Raw genomic sequence first — 16,289 nt, forward strand, 5'->3', positions numbered from 1 at the left:
ATAATATTTTTGCTGAAAAAAATGCACCTCAATTGTTAAGTCTTTTAACAATCGAGGTGCATTTATTTTGACATTATTTCAACTTATCCAAATGACCTTTTACATTAAAAATATATTCATTATAAGAGGTCACATCGCCCAGTAAACAAATGTTTTGATAAGAAGATGGGTCTTTTCTGCCCTCAAGAAGACACTGAAGAAAATGAAGTTCAGTAGAATAATGAGGAGAGTTGTTCTCAAGCCAGTCTTTCAGTTTTGACTTTGCTTCATGTGTCCTCTGAAGACGATATAAACACAGTATGATCCATCGAAAGTTAACAGCTTTAGCGAGTGGTTCATTTTGTATAGTATAAAGTTCCGAAAATTCCTCTAAGGCTTCATCCCATTCCCTTTTTTCAAACGCCCGATAGGCCTTTTCGTTTAATATTGAAAGGTGATTGGATGGAGATATAGGGCAATAGCATCGATCAATACATGTACCCTCTGAATGTTTTCGGCTTGCAACCACTTCCCATCTGGCTGCCTGGATAAAGCCATCTATGTCATAGACAACTGGTGCCTGAATGAAATCAGCTTTGGAGGATTGTAAGAGTTTTATAAACTTAACAAAGTCCTCTTTATGAAGACACATCTCTTCTGTTAGGACAATATCCCAATTGCTAATATCATTCCTTGGAATGACTTCGAATGAACAAACTTCTTTATAATAATCAATTAATTTCCGTGTTATTTCGTTCCAGTTATATTTTTTTGCTGTTAAAATCCCCTTCTCGATCAGTCTCTTCCTTAAACTTTCATCGTGTAACAGCTTTTGAACCTTTTCTGCTATATCCTTAGGATTCTTCATTTTACAAATAAGAGCATTCTCCTGGTCCTGCGCATATTCCAATACCCCTTTATTGTTCGTGACCACAACTGGACAGCCACAGGCCATAGCTTCCAATGGCGGCAAAGAAAAACTCTCATAATGTGATCCGGATATATAAACAGCGGCTCCTTTATATAAACTAGCAATCGTATTCTGTTGTGGTTGAGTAAAATATTTTGTTACTTTTTTCTTCATATCATCAGAAGGTTCTTCCGGGGTGACCCAAAGTAAATCTATATCTATTTCTTTCTCAATTAAGAGATTGTAGGCCTGAATGATGTCAGCAATTCCTTTAAATTTTGCTGATTCGGCTCCTACCATCAGTAAATATGGTTTGGGATGCTGATACGCAACTATATGTTCGGAAAAGACCGTTTCATCTATGGCGTTAGGAATAACAGCTGCTTTTCTGTGATAATGCTCCTCAATATAATCTGCGGTACTTTTTGATACCGTAAAAATAAATTCAGGTAATGTAAATTGTTTAGCAATATACTTCTTTAAAACATTATTCATTGTTTCATATTCGAAAATATGAAAATCGCCTTGTTCAAAATAAACAACTGGTGCAATTCCGGTTTCTATGCAGGGTTGAATATGGTCCCAATAGGTAGCAACAATCAAATCACATGGAGGTATTCCTTTTGCTAATTCTAAGTCCCATGGAACTTGGATATAATTTGCCTCGATGGGATACCAGCCTGGCTTTTCAAAATGAGTAACGATTGAAACGGAAATCCCCGCTCTTTTCAACCTGTTTGTATGCTCCAGGATCATTTTTACTCCGCCACTGACTCCAACATGGCTCATGGCATACACAACATGCGGTTTTCCTTTTCTGTTTTTTCTTTTTCTCAGTTCTTGCTTCTCCGCTAACCCTAACCGACTAAATCTCTTTTCGTATTCTAATAGCTTTAAATCTTGTATCATTCTTACCCTCCATCTAAATAACAGGATTTTACATTATATTTTAGAAAGCAAAGAGTGTTTCAACAGCTCACAACATGAACACCCGTGCATATAGTGGAATAGGATGAACAAGGACTGTTACAGGAGGGGTTTTGTGGCAACGATTAGCTTATGTATGATTGTAAAAAACGAAGAGGAAGTCCTTGGAAATTGTTTGGACAGCGTAAAAGAAGCGGTTGATGAAATCGTTATCGTGGATACAGGATCAACGGACAAGACAAAAGAAATTGCAGGAAACTATACAAATAAGGTTTTTAACTTTGAATGGATTGATGACTTCTCCGCTGCGCGGAATTTTGCTTTCAGTAAAGCAACAATGGATTTTATCCTTTGGCTGGATGCGGATGATGTTTTACTAGAAAAGGATTTGAAGAAACTGCTTGCCCTTAAAAAAGAACTGAACGACAAAATAGATGGAGTATCCATGTTGTACAATATCGCCTTTGATGAATTTGAAAATCCGACATTCTATTATCGCCGTAACCGTTTAGTAAACCGCAAAAACCAGTTTAAGTGGCATGGAGTGGTGCACGAGTACTTAGAGGTATCTGGAAATATACTTCGGTCTGATATTGCTGTGACACATAAGAAACACGAAAAAAGAACAAGTAACGTTAAAGGTGACAGGAATTTAAAGATTTATGAAAGAAAAATGAAAAGAGGGGAGCCATTTTCTCCTCGTGATCTGTATTATTATGCAAATGAGTTACGAGACAACCAACTATTCAAAAAAGCTGCATCTTATTATCAGGAGTTTTTAGCCACAAAAAAGGGATGGGTTGAGGACGAAATTATGGCTTGTCTCTCCTTAGCTGACTGCTACAGACAGCTTGGCGAGAAAGAAAAAGAATTAGACTCTTTATGTAAGTCATTCCAATATGACCTTCCCCGTCCGGAAATTTGCTGCCGATTAGGTGATTTTTTTAAGAATAACAAAGCATATGAGAGTGCAATCTTTTGGTATAATACTGCGATCGATATGAAACCGAAAGATAATGGAGGTTTTCAAAAACCTGCCTACTTTACCTGGTATCCACATTTACAGTTAGTGGTATGCTACTGGGAACTTGGAAATGCGGAAAAATCTTATGAGCATAACAAATTAGCAGAAAAATTTATACCAAACGATTCAAGTGTCTTGCTCAATAAACAATTTTTTAACGACTATTTCGGCGAGAAAAAAGAGGAAAAAGAAAAGAAAAAAATCCTTTACATCGGTTGGATCGGCCACAAAAACCTGGGTGATGACTTGATGTGGGAACTTTTCAGCGAATATTTTGAAGAGAAGTTCGGAAAACAAGATTGGGAGCTGCATGGTACGTTACGTAAACCGGCGAAAGAATTCGATTTAGATACTTTCGATTTAATCGTCCTAGGCGGTGGATCCATCATCTGCAAAGATCATATTCCCTTTTTGCACAGAGCGGTGGAAAAAGGCAAAAAAGTGATGATTTGGGGTTCAGGAATTGATTTGATAAATAAAAAGGATGTTCCCTTATTGGAAGCTGGTAAAAAGATAAATGTTCAGGATTATTACTCTATAAATCTTCAGGAAAAGTTAAATGAAGTCATAGAACAGGCTGAATTTTTTGGAGTAAGAGGTCCATTGACGTATGAAATCATAAAGCAAATGGGCGCAAATGAAAAGAAGGTTATGATTAGTGGGGATCCGGCCTTCCTTCTGACATCCAGGAGTAATATAGATAAAGAGGCTAAGGAAGCAATCCTCCCCTTTAAAGGAAACAAGATCATAGGAGTTAATTGGGGTACTTCCTACAATTATCTCTATGGCGGGAATGAGGGAGCTGTGGAAAACCAACTGGCAGAAGCACTAAAAGCTTTGATCCAAAAAGGATATAAAGTGTATCTGTATACTGTGTGGGATCAAGATATCCCATCAGTGAAGCAATTATATAAAAAAATTAATGACCAGCAAAATGTCATAATTGATACCAATCTCCATGATAAAAACTTTTTAATAGACCTTCTATCCCACTTTCACTTTACGATCAATTTTAAATTACATGCCAATTATCTTTCGTTAGGAGCAGAAACGCCCCCAATTCCCCTGGCTTACCGATTTAAAGTAATTGATTTCGCTCAATCGATTGATTTAGACAGGTTCATTATTTCCACTGATTCCAAGACTATAAAAGATGAAATTCTAAAGCATGAATCCACCATCAATTTAGAGCGTGAAAGCATAGTTGAAAAAATGAAAAATAAAAAAGCAGAATATATGAATTTAATTTCAGAACCATTTACTAAAAACCTCTACTTCAATGATGTGGAAAAGGGGTGAATCATAGTGATTAACTTTTCAAAGCAAGAATGGGAAGATATGAAAAAATTCGGGCATATTGAGAAAGGAAATGAGAAAAACATAGCTGTTGAAGGCCTTTACTATGGCGGGGATAAAATAGTTGGTGACCGTATAAAAAAATATGAATATGTTCCTTTCAGTATCGAAGAAATTATTCATGCGGGGTTATCAAATTTAAAGGACAAAAAGGTGAAACTAAAAAATGCAAATGATATTGCACAAGAGATAAGAAAAGCATTACATGAAAGTGCTGGTTATTCGGTAATTCGTTTAGGAGACGGTGAGTTGATTTTCCTGTCGCACGATGTCCTTAATCCTACTGATTCCATTACAAATAATCCGCGCTTTAACTTCTTATCCTATGCAGGAGTTCAATTGCCGAATCATGGACTTCGTGATCACCTAACAGAGGCTTTATTAGAAGCTGATGCTTTGGGGATTCCAATAGCAAGGTATCCAACCTTTCAAAACTTATTTACGAAGCTGTCAAAACACTATAAATGGAATTTGGAAAAGATGAATTTGGTGAGTTCCAATATTCATTTTGAAATTCTAAAATATACAACCCTATTAGATGAAATCCTGAAGAATTATAAAGTTCTGTTGATTGGCAATAGAATGGCAGAAGGTGTGGAATACTTCAAAAAATTGGGGTATGAAAATGTTGTGGGTAATATCCCGGTGAAAGGCATCAATAGTGTGCCAAGTGTAATAGAGCAAGCTAGTCAATTCGATTACGATGTTGCTCTTGTTTCCGCAGGAATCCCGGCCAACCTAATATGTGTCAACCTTGCAAAAAGCAATAAGATTGCAATCGATTTCGGCCACACAATTGATTGGCTTTTATCAGGGGATTTTAATATAAAATCATTTGATAACGGCGCAATCAACTCATCCAATTGTTTTGACATCGCATATTATTATTTTAGCTGGGACGACTTTAAAACGGCCGCTTTTTGGTATGAGAAAATCGTAGAGTTGGAAAAATCCTCAACAAAGAAGTCTGTTCAAAATTTGACGATTGCTCATATACAGCTTGCTGTCTGCTATTGGGAGTTAGGGGACCTGCAAACTGCATATGAACATAATGAACAGGCAAGAATCCTCGCACCAAATGATCCAAGTGTCCTTCAAAATAAGAACTTCTTTGAAGGGCAGTTAAAAAAATGATCAGCGTCATTATACCTGTATATAATGGAGAAGGATTTATTAAAGATACAGTTAATAGCATTTTGAATCAGACAATCGAAGATATTGAAATAATCATTGTGAATGATGGGTCAACAGATGCTACTGAAGAGATTTTACAAACCATTCAGGACAAACGAATAAAATATTTTAAACAAGAGAACAAAGGTGCAGCAGCAGCGAAAAATTTAGGCTTGAAGCATTGCCAGGGAAACTTCATAACCTTTCATGATTCTGATGACCTGTCATTGCCTAACCGATTTGAAAAGCTATTGGAGGGCTTTCACGGTAATATTGGTTTTGTCCATTCCGATATGTTACTGATCAATGAAACAAACCAGCCTATTGGATACTGGCAATCTAGCAATATTCAACCCGATGATGTATTTTCTTTTTTTCTTAATGTAGGAACTCCATTTAATAATGGGACTATTTTATATCGGAGAGAAGTATTGGAGAACCAACACTTTAATCCTTACAAAATAGGAGAGGATACAGAGTTTGTCATAAAAATTGCAATGAAGCATGCATCTTATCACATACATGCACCACTGTACCTATATCGGAGACACTCAGGTAATTCAACAAAAGGCTTTAGCTATGAACAATTAGCAGAGCATATTAAAGGGATTATACAAAACACTGATTACAATGAACAACTGAATGACATAATTTCAGTTAATGGCAATAAAGAAAAATGCCAGTTGAAAGCTCATTTGATAATGGGTGAAGCCCTTGCCAGCAGGGGAATGATACAAGAAGGATATAAATTTTTTGAAACAGCTATTCCATTAATAAAAGACCAAATGGACCGTGACTTTTTTGAAGGGATGAAGGCATTAGTTGAGAAAAGGTATGAAGATGCAATAAGAATCTTTGGGGGATTTCAAACCAAAGATCATATTATTGAAAATTATCTTGGAGAAGCTTTTTTATCTATAAAAAATTTCAATAAAGCCTACAAGCATTTCTTTAACGCACTCATTAATAAACCTAATTATGGAACACCATTGCAAAACCTAAAAGCATTAGGTCAATTAAACAGCCATCATTTGGTCTGTCAATATAAGCATAAGTTTTAAAAATAGCACTACAACTCATTCTAAAAGAAGGCAGCTTACCCACTGGGAGAGTTGCCTTTCTTACATTTTCACTTTTTGCTTCAGGGGGACAAGCTTATGTTGCTGCTAAGTCGAATTTCTGTATCCAGCGGTAAAGATAGCAAGAGGCTTTTAATTTTACAGAGATTATAAAGTTAAAATTACCATCAACGATCAGTTTGATAAAAAGTGCTTAGGCATGGTATAAGTGTAATGGAGCAGAAGCATTCTGCTTGTTAATTTTGGGATAGGGAAAGCTCTGTTATCCCATGATGAGAGGATTTGAACGATTATGAAAGAGAATTTCTGGCGTGATTTACCACGACCATTTTTTATATTGGCACCAATGGAAGAAGTGACGGATGTTGTGTTCCGTCATGTAGTGAGTGAAGCGGCAAGACCGGATGTGTTTTTTACTGAGTTTACTAATAGTGAAAGTTATTGTCATCCAGATGGCATTCAAAGTGTACGGGGGCGTTTGACTTTTACAGATGATGAACAGCCGATTGTCGCGCATATATGGGGGGACAAGCCTGAAAACTTCCGGAAAATGAGCATCGGGATGGCGGAAATGGGTTTCAAGGGTCTGGATATCAATATGGGCTGTCCTGTTCCCAATGTGGTGCAAAACGGGAAGGGAAGCGGCTTGATCTGCCATCCGGACGTTGCAGCAGAATTAATCCAGGCAGCAAAAGCCGGAGGATTGCCAGTCAGTGTAAAGACAAGGCTTGGTTTCTCAGAAGTAGACGAGTGGAAGAGCTGGCTGAGACACATTTTGGAACAAGACATTGCTAATCTTTCCATTCACCTGCGCACAAGGGATGAAATGAGTAAAGTGCCTGCGCATTGGGAGCTGATTCCGGAGATCAAGAAACTTCGTGACGAGGTGGCACCGGATACCCTTTTGACGATCAATGGGGACATCCCTGACCGCCAGACTGGCTTGAAGTTGGTTGAGCAGTATGGTGTTGATGGGGTTATGATTGGGCGCGGAATTTTCCATAATCCATTTGCCTTTGAAAAGGAGAAGAAAGACCATACTAGTGAGGAATTGCTTGACCTCTTAAGATTGCATATGGACCTGCATGACAAGTATTCGCATTTAGAGCTGCGACCGTTCACGGCTCTTCATCGCTTTTTCAAAATCTATGTAAAAGGATTCCACGGGGCGAGTGGATTAAGAAATCAATTGATGAATACGAAGTCAACAGATGAAGTGCGTGAATTGCTTGGTGAGTTTGCGTCAAAAAATCTTGATTAAGTGAGAGCACGAATACAACGATGTTGCTAACGGAATCAGGTGATACTGTTTCCGTTTCTTTTTTTCGTCAATTACAGTTCAACCATTGTGAAAAAGAGCCTTTTCCTTTTTGAAGGTTGAGGCTCTTTTAGTTTAATTTTCAGAGGAAGCATGGTAATATCGAGCACCCTCATGCTCCGAACAAAGACCGCACCATGAACTTTATGCTTTTTCCTCCCACCAGCCAAAGGCAACTCTTGCATGGGCCTGCCTTTTCCCCGGTGACAGAAAGAATAAGGAAATGGAACTTCCTGGAGGGATGATAAACATACCTTGAAAGTCATGTTTTGTAAGGGTCGTGATCGGCTCAACCCTTCGTACAAAGGCGTTAGTACCCCTGCTTGGCTTTCCTGAAAGGAAGCTGGCGCTTTTAATATCAATCTTGGGTATTGGCGGGGGATTTAAGGCTTGGTTCCCGGCAGCGACATGCGGCGAAGTTTTTCCGTTTCCGGGAAGGATGCTGCCAATCCAGGCTTCAGTGGTTAACGGCTCATTTGAATAGTTGCTGATGGTATAGGCGTTCAAAAATATATTCACATTGGAGTCCGCCGGGTTGACCAGTCCGCCCCATCCATTGAATCCACCTCCGAAGGATATCAGATCTGTTTGACCGAGAAAGTATTCACCGAGATAGGAGTGATATACATTTTCGGGCAGTACGGTGACCTCATTGAGATGTTTTTCGCTTTCCATTGACTTGAAGTTCATGCCAGTCATCTCTTGATCATGCATTGGCCGCTTCCTCCCACCAGGTCAAAACGATTGTTCCTGAGATGTATGGATAACCCGGCGGCCTAAGAAGTATGGAGAAAGAGTCTCCGGGACCAATAATGATTGAGCCGTTGTGCGAATCGCTTACAAGGGTGGAATTTTGGTTAACAATTCGATCAAATATATTCACACCTTTGGTCATGGGCTCAGCAGAATGTCCAGCATATTTCATGACTGCCTTTGGAAGTGGAGAAGGTGAAATCGCCTGGTTTGTTGGCACTACATGGGACGAGATTGCTGCATTTCTTGGAGGGGCGGCGTTTAGCCAGATTTCACTTATGAAATTTTGGTTTGAAAAGTTTGTGATCGTAAAAATATCGATATACACATTGACTCCAGAATCAACGGGATTTACGATTCCACCCCAGGCGTAATATCCGCCGCCGAAATTCAGTAATCCGGTTTTGCCGATAAAGTATTTTCCGCGCCTTGAATTTAAGGCTGGACTTGTTACGTTCACCACTTCTAATGTCTGTTTATCCATTTCATTTGGCATAGCATTACTCCTAACTGTTCATTTTTCAGAATATATAATATGAAACATTCTGGGCAGGTGTTCAGATCGGATTTACATACTCTGCCGGAGGGAAGCACAGGGTACGTCCCCTTGCATCAGTTTGCCGAGGCTTTTTGGTATAACTTTGTAATCCAAAATGCCTGAGTCAATGAAGGTAATTAGAAGGACAAGGAGTCTACCCAAGCTCCTGGAATTAGGATATTTTATCCAGTTTTTTAATTTATTCTAATAATTCTAATTATTCATGATATTTCGTTTCTGGAAATATATAATGAACCCATCTAATGGAAATTGATGGGAGGAATGATGTTTTTGAAGAAGAAGTTTATTTTACCTGTAGTTCTGTCGTCGGCAATGTTGGTAGGTTCTATACCTGTTAGCTCTGTGCTCGCACAGACAGCTGATTCAAGTGTGGCTGGCAGTGGACAAGCTTTCAAGGAGTGGAATGAGAAGGCAAGTGTTCCTTTGTTCGTGAAGGAGCGATATTCAGAGAAGTTCTCATCCAGCACAGCTTCTAATGCGTTGAATTATCTGAAGAAAAACCAGGACAAAACTGGAATTCCTCATCCTGATCAAAACCTCAAGGTAAAGAGCACTGAAAAAGATCAACTAGGTATGACTCACGTGCGCTTTAACCAATCTGTAAATGGTGTAAATGTTGAAGGAGCCGAGGTTATTGTTCATTTTAATAAGAATAATGAAATCGTGTCTGTCAACGGAAGAACCAATCAGACCATTACAGCAGATTCAGTCGACACAAGTGCGTCATTAAGCAGCGATGAAGCTTTGAGCGCGGCATTGGCTTCTGTCAATGCACCTGAGGAACTGACATACGAACCAACTTCCGAGCTTGTTGTCCTGCCTTTTGAAGGAAAGAATTACACAGCTTTTAAAGTGAATGTCAACTTCATGGGAGAGGAGCCTGGCAACTGGTTCGTTTTTGTGGATGCAAAAACGGGAGAGGTAATCGACAAGTACAATGGCTTAATGCATGCTGACGAACAAACGCAGAAAGGTGCAGGAAAAGGTGTACATGGCGACCACAGGGAACTGCATATTACGCAGGTAAAAGAGCCGAACGCCGGAACTAAATTTGCGTTAGCGGATTATTCTCATGAGAACCTTGGGGGCATCGTAACCTATGATGCTAAAAATGATTATAGCTCCAGCAACGATACGGTATATATGGGGAACTCGGCAGCATTTATCAGCGATTACGATCGGGCTGCTGTCGATGCGCACTATAATTCTGAAAAGGTATATGATTATTTCTTGAATGAACATGGCCGGAACTCCCTTGACGGGAATGGGATGGCGATCATATCCAGAGTCCACTATGGAAACAATTACAACAATGCTTCCTGGAATGGGCGCTGGATGACTTATGGCGATGGTGACGGAAAATTCATGATTTCCCTATCAGCTGGCCTTGATGTTGCAGCACATGAGATGACGCATGGTGTTATCTCTCATTCGGCGAATTTGGTTTATCGTAATCAATCTGGGGCACTAAACGAATCATTTGCCGATGTGTTTGGTGCGCTGGTTGACGACAGCGATTGGGAAATGGGCGAGGATATTATGGCACCGGAGGCTAAGGCTAACGGTTCAACCGTATTACGCAGCTTAAGCAATCCGAATGGTGTCATCGTCAGCAACGAGCAAAGAAGGGCATACAGTACGAATGGCGGAGTCTATCCAGACCACATGGACGAGTTTTATCATATGCCAACTTCGGTAGACGGCGGCGGAGTCCATGTTAACTCATCGATTACAAACCATGCCGCATACCTGATTGCTCAAGACCTTGGAAGAGAAAAATTAGGGAAGATTTATTATCGCGCGTTAACGGTTTACTTAACTGCGAATTCCGATTTTAGCGATGCACGACAGGCGATTGTCCAGTCTGCAATCGATCTTTATGGTGAAGGCAGCGAGGAAGAGGCGGCCGCTAACGCGGGATTTGATGCGGTCGGAATCTATTAATTAATAAAGTGGTAACTTGAAATCCCTCAGACAGTGAGTTTGAGGGATTTTTCATGGGTCTAACTTCACTAAACGTGTGTGGAGGCTGTTGCGAAAATAGTATTTGCATAAAATCAGTGAGCCTTATTCGTTGGTTTTTGCAGCAAAAAGAAAGCTGGTTGAGGTTTTGGTTTATTAAAAAAGGGACCTTTACTGGGAAGAATGATCTATTAACAGGGAATTACAATATGATGTATTATTAACTGAGTATTTAGATAGTTAAGATTTTAGTATATTAGAAGTTTTATATTGTAATATACCATTTTAGCATCTATAATACACAGAACGAGGACACTTGTGTTTTTCGAGAGGACAAAGAATCGTTCATTGTTTCTCTTGCAAAGGCAAAGTAAAAAAGAACTTACTTTAGGGGGAGATGACGATGAAAGATTTACTGAAGAAGTTGAATCAAGTAAGCCTGGTGAAACAGATTATTGCGGGTTTGGTAATTGGTGTGGTTCTCGCATTAACGATTCCTGAGCTTGCAAAGCCGGTTGCGATTTTAGGGTCTCTGTTTGTAGGTGCCCTGAAAGCAGTTGCCCCTGTATTAGTATTATTCTTGGTTATGTCGGCGATTGTCCAGCACAAACGCGGGCAGAAAACAAACATGAAAACGATTATTTCTTTATATCTTTTAGGGACGTTTGCAGCTGGACTTATTGCCGTTATTGCTAGTTTTATGTTCCCGGTGAGCCTGAAGCTTACTGCTGGTGCGGAGGGCATGACGCCTCCTGGAAGTGTGGTAGAGGTCTTAAGAACCTTGCTGCTCAACATTGTGGACAATCCAGTTAACGCTATTATAAATGCAAATTACATCGGTATTTTAGCCTGGGCAGCCCTGATCGGTTTTGCTCTGAAAAGTGCAGCTGATTCTACAAAGACGGTAATTGGGAACTTAGCCGATGCTATGGCCAAAATCGTTGCATGGGTGATCAAATTCGCGCCGCTGGGCATCATGGGTCTTGTATTTGAATCGATTACGACAAACGGATTAAGCTCTTTGCTTGGATATGGAAAATTGCTTGCCGTCCTGATCGGCTGCATGCTTGTTGTGGCCCTTGTCGTCAATCCACTCATCGTGTTCACTTTGATCAGGCAAAACCCATATCCGCTTGTATTTAAATGTTTAAAAGAAAGTGGCATTACTGCATTCTTTACACGCAGTTCCGCTTCTAATATCCCTGTAAATATTAAAATATGTGAAGAATTAGGACTGGATAAGGACTCCTATTCTGTTTCCATTCCTTTAGGAGCGACTATCAATATGGCTGGAGCAGCCGTTACAATCTCTGTTATGACACTCGCTGCGGTTCATACACTTGGAATTCAAGTGGATCTGCCGACTGCTATCATTCTAAGTGTATTGGCTGCGATCAGTGCTGCTGGTGCTTCAGGCGTTGCCGGCGGTTCTCTGTTGCTGATCCCGCTCGCATCCAGCTTGTTCGGCATCCCGAATGATGTCGCCATGCAAGTGGTTGCGGTAGGATTCATCATTGGTGTTTTACAAGACTCCTTTGAAACAGCCCTTAACTCATCCACAGACGTCCTCTTCACAGCCGCAGTCGAATTCAAGAAATGGCGTGAAGAAGGAAAGGTAATTCAAATTAAAAAGGCATCTTAATATATGATCGATAGTGAAATTCACCAGCAAGCAGGAACCGTATAGGTTCCTGCTTGCATTTTTTCAGGTGGGAGCAGAGGTCCTTAATATTCTGCTGAAGATGAATCCTGCTATTGAAGCAGGCCACTAATAGAGTTCACGAAATTGTCGATAAGTTCTAAGAAAACAGAATTTAATTGATACGCAGTATGGTATTATTTCAGTATATACACTCCTTATCTCCTTAATATTGTCCTCATAATCAGTGACTTCGTAAGGTCCACTCTAAAACCTTTCATTCTGCAATTTGTCTACTTTTACATCTCTTACCTTTTCTTAATGTCATTTCATTTTTTCTAATATATTTTTCAAACGCGAAGGGAGTGGTTTGCCATGTAAGCTGCCGATCTGCTTTTTTAAGTCTAAAGCGTTTCAATTTTTGTATTTCAAGGAGGGAAAATTAATGGGTCATGATATATACGGGTTGAATAAAGCTAGGGAAGAGATTGCTTATGCGCGTTTTAGCATGGGGAATCATAATGCACTTTTGCTTTATCGTTTCCTAGATGCCTACCAGTTCTATGCCGGAGTCAGTGGGTCAGGCAGGAGTTCGGTCTTTTCGCTGCAACAAGTGGAAAAGGCTATGAAGGGATATAAAAAATTCTTTAAAACTGCTTCACCGTCGGAAAGTGATTGTACATCCTGGGATCAAAAGCAAATCTTCCTCTTTATCCAAAGCTGTTTGGAAACGGCACAGAAAGAAAAAAGTGTAGAAGTCTATTTTGGTTAGCAGTCTTTCGTTTGAATCCAACCTTATTTCCCCAATATTCCATCCTCTTTTGCCTTTAAACATAAAAGATTCCAATTATAGATACTAAATTGCTTGCCCCTTTCATATTTATTAATGGTGAAGTTAAATTCATTTTTACTTTAATGGAAAGGGGAAAGAAAATGGACAAGGATACTGCAAAGGTTGGAAAATGCCCGTTTACACACGGGGGTGCTACTAGTCAGAAAACCAGCGGGACGACGAACCGGGACTGGTGGCCGAACCAGTTACAATTGAATATTCTCCATCAGCATGATCGCAAATCCAATCCTATGGGAGAAGATTTTAATTATAGTGAAGAATTTAATAAGCTGGATTATGATGCTCTGAAACAGGACTTGCAAGACCTTATGACAACAAGCCAGGACTGGTGGCCGGCTGACTATGGACATTATGGGCCATTATTCATCCGGATGGCCTGGCACTCGGCAGGCACTTATCGTATTGGCGATGGCCGGGGCGGCGGCGGAACGGGTTCGCAGCGTTTTGCGCCGCTTAACAGCTGGCCTGATAACGGCAACCTTGATAAGGCTCGCCGACTGCTATGGCCGCTAAAGCAGAAGTATGGAAACAAGATTTCCTGGGCTGATTTGATTTTGCTGGCAGGCAATGTGGCCATTGAGTCGATGGGCGGCAAGACAATCGGTTTTGGTGCAGGAAGGCCGGATATTTGGCATCCTGAAGAAGACACATACTGGGGTGTTGAATCAGAATGGCTTGGCGATAAACGGTACAGTGGCGATCGCGAGTTAGAGAATCCGCTTGCTGCAGTGCAAATGGGTCTTATTTATGTGAATCCTGAAGGGCCGAATGGCAAGCCGGATCCACTGGCAGCAGCTAAGGACATTCGCGAAACCTTTGCGCGGATGGGCATGAACGATGAAGAGACAGTAGCCCTGATCGCTGGCGGCCATACTTTTGGAAAAGCCCACGGAGCAGGGGACGCGGCCAAGGTTGGTCCGGAACCTGAGGCTTCTCCGATTGAAGAAATGGGCTTAGGCTGGAAAAATGCATATGGCAGCGGCAAGGGACGTGATACGATCACGAGCGGCCTGGAAGGAGCCTGGACGGCAAATCCGACACAGTGGGATAATGGCTACTTTGATTTATTATTTGGTTACGAATGGTGGCTGACGAAGAGTCCGGCAGGTGCTTATCAGTGGCTGGCCGTAGATCCAGCGGAGAAGGATCTTGCACCAGATGCGGAAGATCCTTCTGTAAAAGTCCCAACCATGATGCTCACAACCGATATTGCGTTGCGCCATGATCCTGCATACGAAAAAATCTCCCGCCGATTCCATCAGAATCCGGATGAGTTTGCGGATGCATTTGCGAAAGCGTGGTTCAAATTATTGCATCGTGATATGGGCCCTAAATCAAGGTATAAAGGTCCAGAAGTGCCTGAGGAAGACTTTGTCTGGCAGGATCCTGTTCCGGCTGTCGATTATGAATTAACGAATGAACAAGTAGAAAAGATCAAGGAGTTGATCCTGGACTCCGGGCTTACAATCGGCGAGTTGGTTACGACTGCATGGGCTTCTGCAAGTACCTTCCGCGGCTCTGATTTCCGCGGTGGAGCGAATGGGGCTCGAATCCGTCTGGCTCCGCAAAAGGATTGGGAAGTGAATCAGCCGGAACAGCTTTCAAAGGTGATTGGTGTACTTGAAGACATTCAAAGCCGACTGGACCAGAAAGTCAGTCTTGCCGACTTGATTGTGCTTGGCGGAAGTGCTGCTATCGAGAAAGCTGCTCAAGATGCAGGCTTTGATGTAACCGTTCCTTTTGCTGCTGGCCGTGGGGATGCGACAGAAGAACAGACTGATGCAGAGGGTTTTGCGGTGCTGGAGCCTTATGCCGACGGTTTCCGCAACTATCAAAAGAAACAGTATGGTGTGAGTCCGGAAGAGCTTTTGCTGGACAAGGCGCAGTTATTGAACCTAAGTGCACCGGAAATGACAGCATTGATTGGCGGCATGCGCGTTCTTGGTACGAACCATGGCGGCACTAAACACGGCGTATTTACTGACTCCGTCGGCACACTGACGAATGATTTCTTTGTGAATCTGCTGGATATGGGAGTGGAATGGAAGCCAGTAGACGGTGTCATATATGAAGGACGTGACCGTAAGACAGGTGACCTTGTTCGAACAGCCACCAGAGTCGACCTCGTTTTCGGTTCCAACTCACAGCTGCGTGCGATTGCCGAAGTGTATGCGCAGGATGATAACAAAGAGAAATTTGTGCGCGACTTTGTTGCTGCATGGGTCAAGGTCATGAATGCAGACCGTTTTGACCTGAGTGAACAGGCTCGCAATACTTCGGAACTGGCGTTGAAGCATTAAATATTTTAGTAGATAGCAGATCAATTGGTCTGCTATCTATTTTTATTGTTGTGCTTTATTACTTTTTGAATCTACAGAGTTTGAAAATAAGCGGAGAAATTCCCCTTAAATTGAAAAAACCCCTTTTTTTCTTAAAAATAAGGGTCCTTTTTCCGTTTATTTCTTTAAAATCATTTGTTTTTGTCCAATTTATAGAAGTTAATCGGAATTTATCCCCTTATTTCGGTATCATAAGCATCCTTTAAATACGATAACCGGATTTTGTCCGTTTATTTCTGCATTATAAGCATCCCTAATATACAATAACCGGAATCTCCAGGATTATTTCTGCTACATAAGCATCCCTAATATACAATAACCGGATCTCTCCGCTAATTTCTGCTACATAAGCATCCTCTTAATACAATAGCCGAAAATGATCCGCTTATGAATGCTTATAAACATCAACATAGCCTTC

The 16,289-nt window shown here is 40.9% G+C and carries 10 protein-coding genes and 2 pseudogenes; 9 read left to right on the plus strand and 3 right to left on the minus strand.

Features of this window, described 5'->3' with window-relative positions; translation table 11 throughout:
- Positions 1–73: 73 nt before the first annotated feature.
- Positions 74–1,798, minus strand: a complete 1,725-nt coding sequence (locus tag RH061_RS01955) for a glycosyltransferase family 4 protein (RefSeq protein WP_311073531.1) — start codon at positions 1,796–1,798, stop codon at positions 74–76.
- 133 nt (positions 1,799–1,931) lie between these two features.
- On the opposite strand from RH061_RS01955, the pseudogene RH061_RS01960 reads away from it, so the two are divergent.
- From RH061_RS01960 to RH061_RS01980, 5 genes and pseudogenes are all read left to right on the plus strand, one after another.
- Positions 1,932–3,002, plus strand: a pseudogene (locus RH061_RS01960) (tetratricopeptide repeat-containing glycosyltransferase family 2 protein); the annotation flags it as partial.
- Between the two features lie 81 nt (positions 3,003–3,083).
- Positions 3,084–4,139: pseudogene (locus RH061_RS01965) on the plus strand (polysaccharide pyruvyl transferase family protein); the annotation flags it as partial.
- A gap of 6 nt (positions 4,140–4,145) precedes the next feature.
- Positions 4,146–5,330 carry a GT-D fold domain-containing protein gene (locus tag RH061_RS01970; RefSeq protein WP_311073533.1) on the plus strand — a complete coding sequence of 395 codons (1,185 nt, stop codon included), beginning with the start codon at positions 4,146–4,148 and terminating at the stop codon, positions 5,328–5,330.
- Positions 5,327–6,430 (plus strand): glycosyltransferase, encoded by a 1,104-nt coding sequence (locus RH061_RS01975; protein WP_311073534.1) that lies wholly within the window; start codon positions 5,327–5,329, stop codon positions 6,428–6,430. The genes RH061_RS01970 and RH061_RS01975 overlap by 4 nt, the downstream gene beginning before the upstream one ends.
- A 310-nt stretch (positions 6,431–6,740) precedes the next feature.
- Positions 6,741–7,709: a tRNA dihydrouridine synthase gene (locus tag RH061_RS01980; RefSeq protein ID WP_311073536.1), complete on the plus strand. Its 969-nt coding sequence runs from the start codon at positions 6,741–6,743 to the stop codon at positions 7,707–7,709.
- A 201-nt stretch (positions 7,710–7,910) separates the two neighbouring features.
- Here the strand turns inward: RH061_RS01980 and RH061_RS01985 are convergent, their stop codons facing one another.
- Positions 7,911–8,480 (minus strand): DUF6143 family protein, encoded by a 570-nt coding sequence (locus RH061_RS01985; RefSeq protein ID WP_311073538.1) that lies wholly within the window; start codon positions 8,478–8,480, stop codon positions 7,911–7,913.
- Entirely contained in the window at positions 8,473–9,015 is a 543-nt protein-coding gene (locus tag RH061_RS01990) for a DUF6143 family protein (RefSeq protein WP_311073539.1), read from the minus strand. Before RH061_RS01990 ends, RH061_RS01985 begins: the two co-directional genes overlap by 8 nt.
- A 333-nt stretch (positions 9,016–9,348) precedes the next feature.
- Here RH061_RS01990 and RH061_RS01995 point away from each other — a divergent pair, with 333 nt between their 5' ends.
- The 4 genes from RH061_RS01995 to katG all read left to right on the plus strand — a co-directional run bounded on the left by RH061_RS01995 (position 9,349) and on the right by katG (position 15,832).
- Positions 9,349–11,022: a M4 family metallopeptidase gene (locus RH061_RS01995; RefSeq protein ID WP_396654848.1), complete on the plus strand. Its 1,674-nt coding sequence runs from the start codon at positions 9,349–9,351 to the stop codon at positions 11,020–11,022.
- A 421-nt stretch (positions 11,023–11,443) separates the two neighbouring features.
- Positions 11,444–12,682 (plus strand): serine/threonine transporter SstT, encoded by a 1,239-nt coding sequence (gene sstT, locus RH061_RS02000; protein WP_311073540.1) that lies wholly within the window; start codon positions 11,444–11,446, stop codon positions 12,680–12,682.
- 442 nt (positions 12,683–13,124) lie between these two features.
- The gene (locus tag RH061_RS02005) at positions 13,125–13,451 is read left to right on the plus strand and encodes a hypothetical protein (protein WP_311073542.1); all 327 of its coding nucleotides are present in this window, start codon (positions 13,125–13,127) and stop codon (positions 13,449–13,451) included.
- A 161-nt stretch (positions 13,452–13,612) separates the two neighbouring features.
- Positions 13,613–15,832, plus strand: coding sequence for a catalase/peroxidase HPI (katG, locus tag RH061_RS02010; RefSeq protein WP_311073544.1), 2,220 nt, complete (start codon positions 13,613–13,615; stop codon positions 15,830–15,832).
- Positions 15,833–16,289: the final 457 nt, after the last annotated feature.

It is taken from the genome of Mesobacillus jeotgali, from assembly GCF_031759225.1.
GTDB classification, from domain to species: Bacteria; Bacillota; Bacilli; order Bacillales; family Cytobacillaceae; genus Mesobacillus; species Mesobacillus jeotgali_B.

What these genes read in the sequence shown, in the direction of transcription:
- RH061_RS02005 (WP_311073542.1), top strand. Translation starts at nt 13,125, where the DNA reads ATGGGTCATGATATATACGGGTTGAATAAAGCTAGGGAAGAGATTGCT.
- sstT (WP_311073540.1), top strand. Translation starts at nt 11,444, where the DNA reads ATGAAAGATTTACTGAAGAAGTTGAATCAAGTAAGCCTGGTGAAACAG.
- RH061_RS01985 (WP_311073538.1), bottom strand. Translation starts at nt 8,480, where the DNA reads ATGCATGATCAAGAGATGACTGGCATGAACTTCAAGTCAATGGAAAGC.
- RH061_RS01990 (WP_311073539.1), bottom strand. Translation starts at nt 9,015, where the DNA reads ATGCCAAATGAAATGGATAAACAGACATTAGAAGTGGTGAACGTAACA.
- RH061_RS01975 (WP_311073534.1), top strand. Translation starts at nt 5,327, where the DNA reads ATGATCAGCGTCATTATACCTGTATATAATGGAGAAGGATTTATTAAA.
- RH061_RS01955 (WP_311073531.1), bottom strand. Translation starts at nt 1,798, where the DNA reads ATGATACAAGATTTAAAGCTATTAGAATACGAAAAGAGATTTAGTCGG.
- RH061_RS01980 (WP_311073536.1), top strand. Translation starts at nt 6,741, where the DNA reads ATGAAAGAGAATTTCTGGCGTGATTTACCACGACCATTTTTTATATTG.
- katG (WP_311073544.1), top strand. Translation starts at nt 13,613, where the DNA reads ATGGACAAGGATACTGCAAAGGTTGGAAAATGCCCGTTTACACACGGG.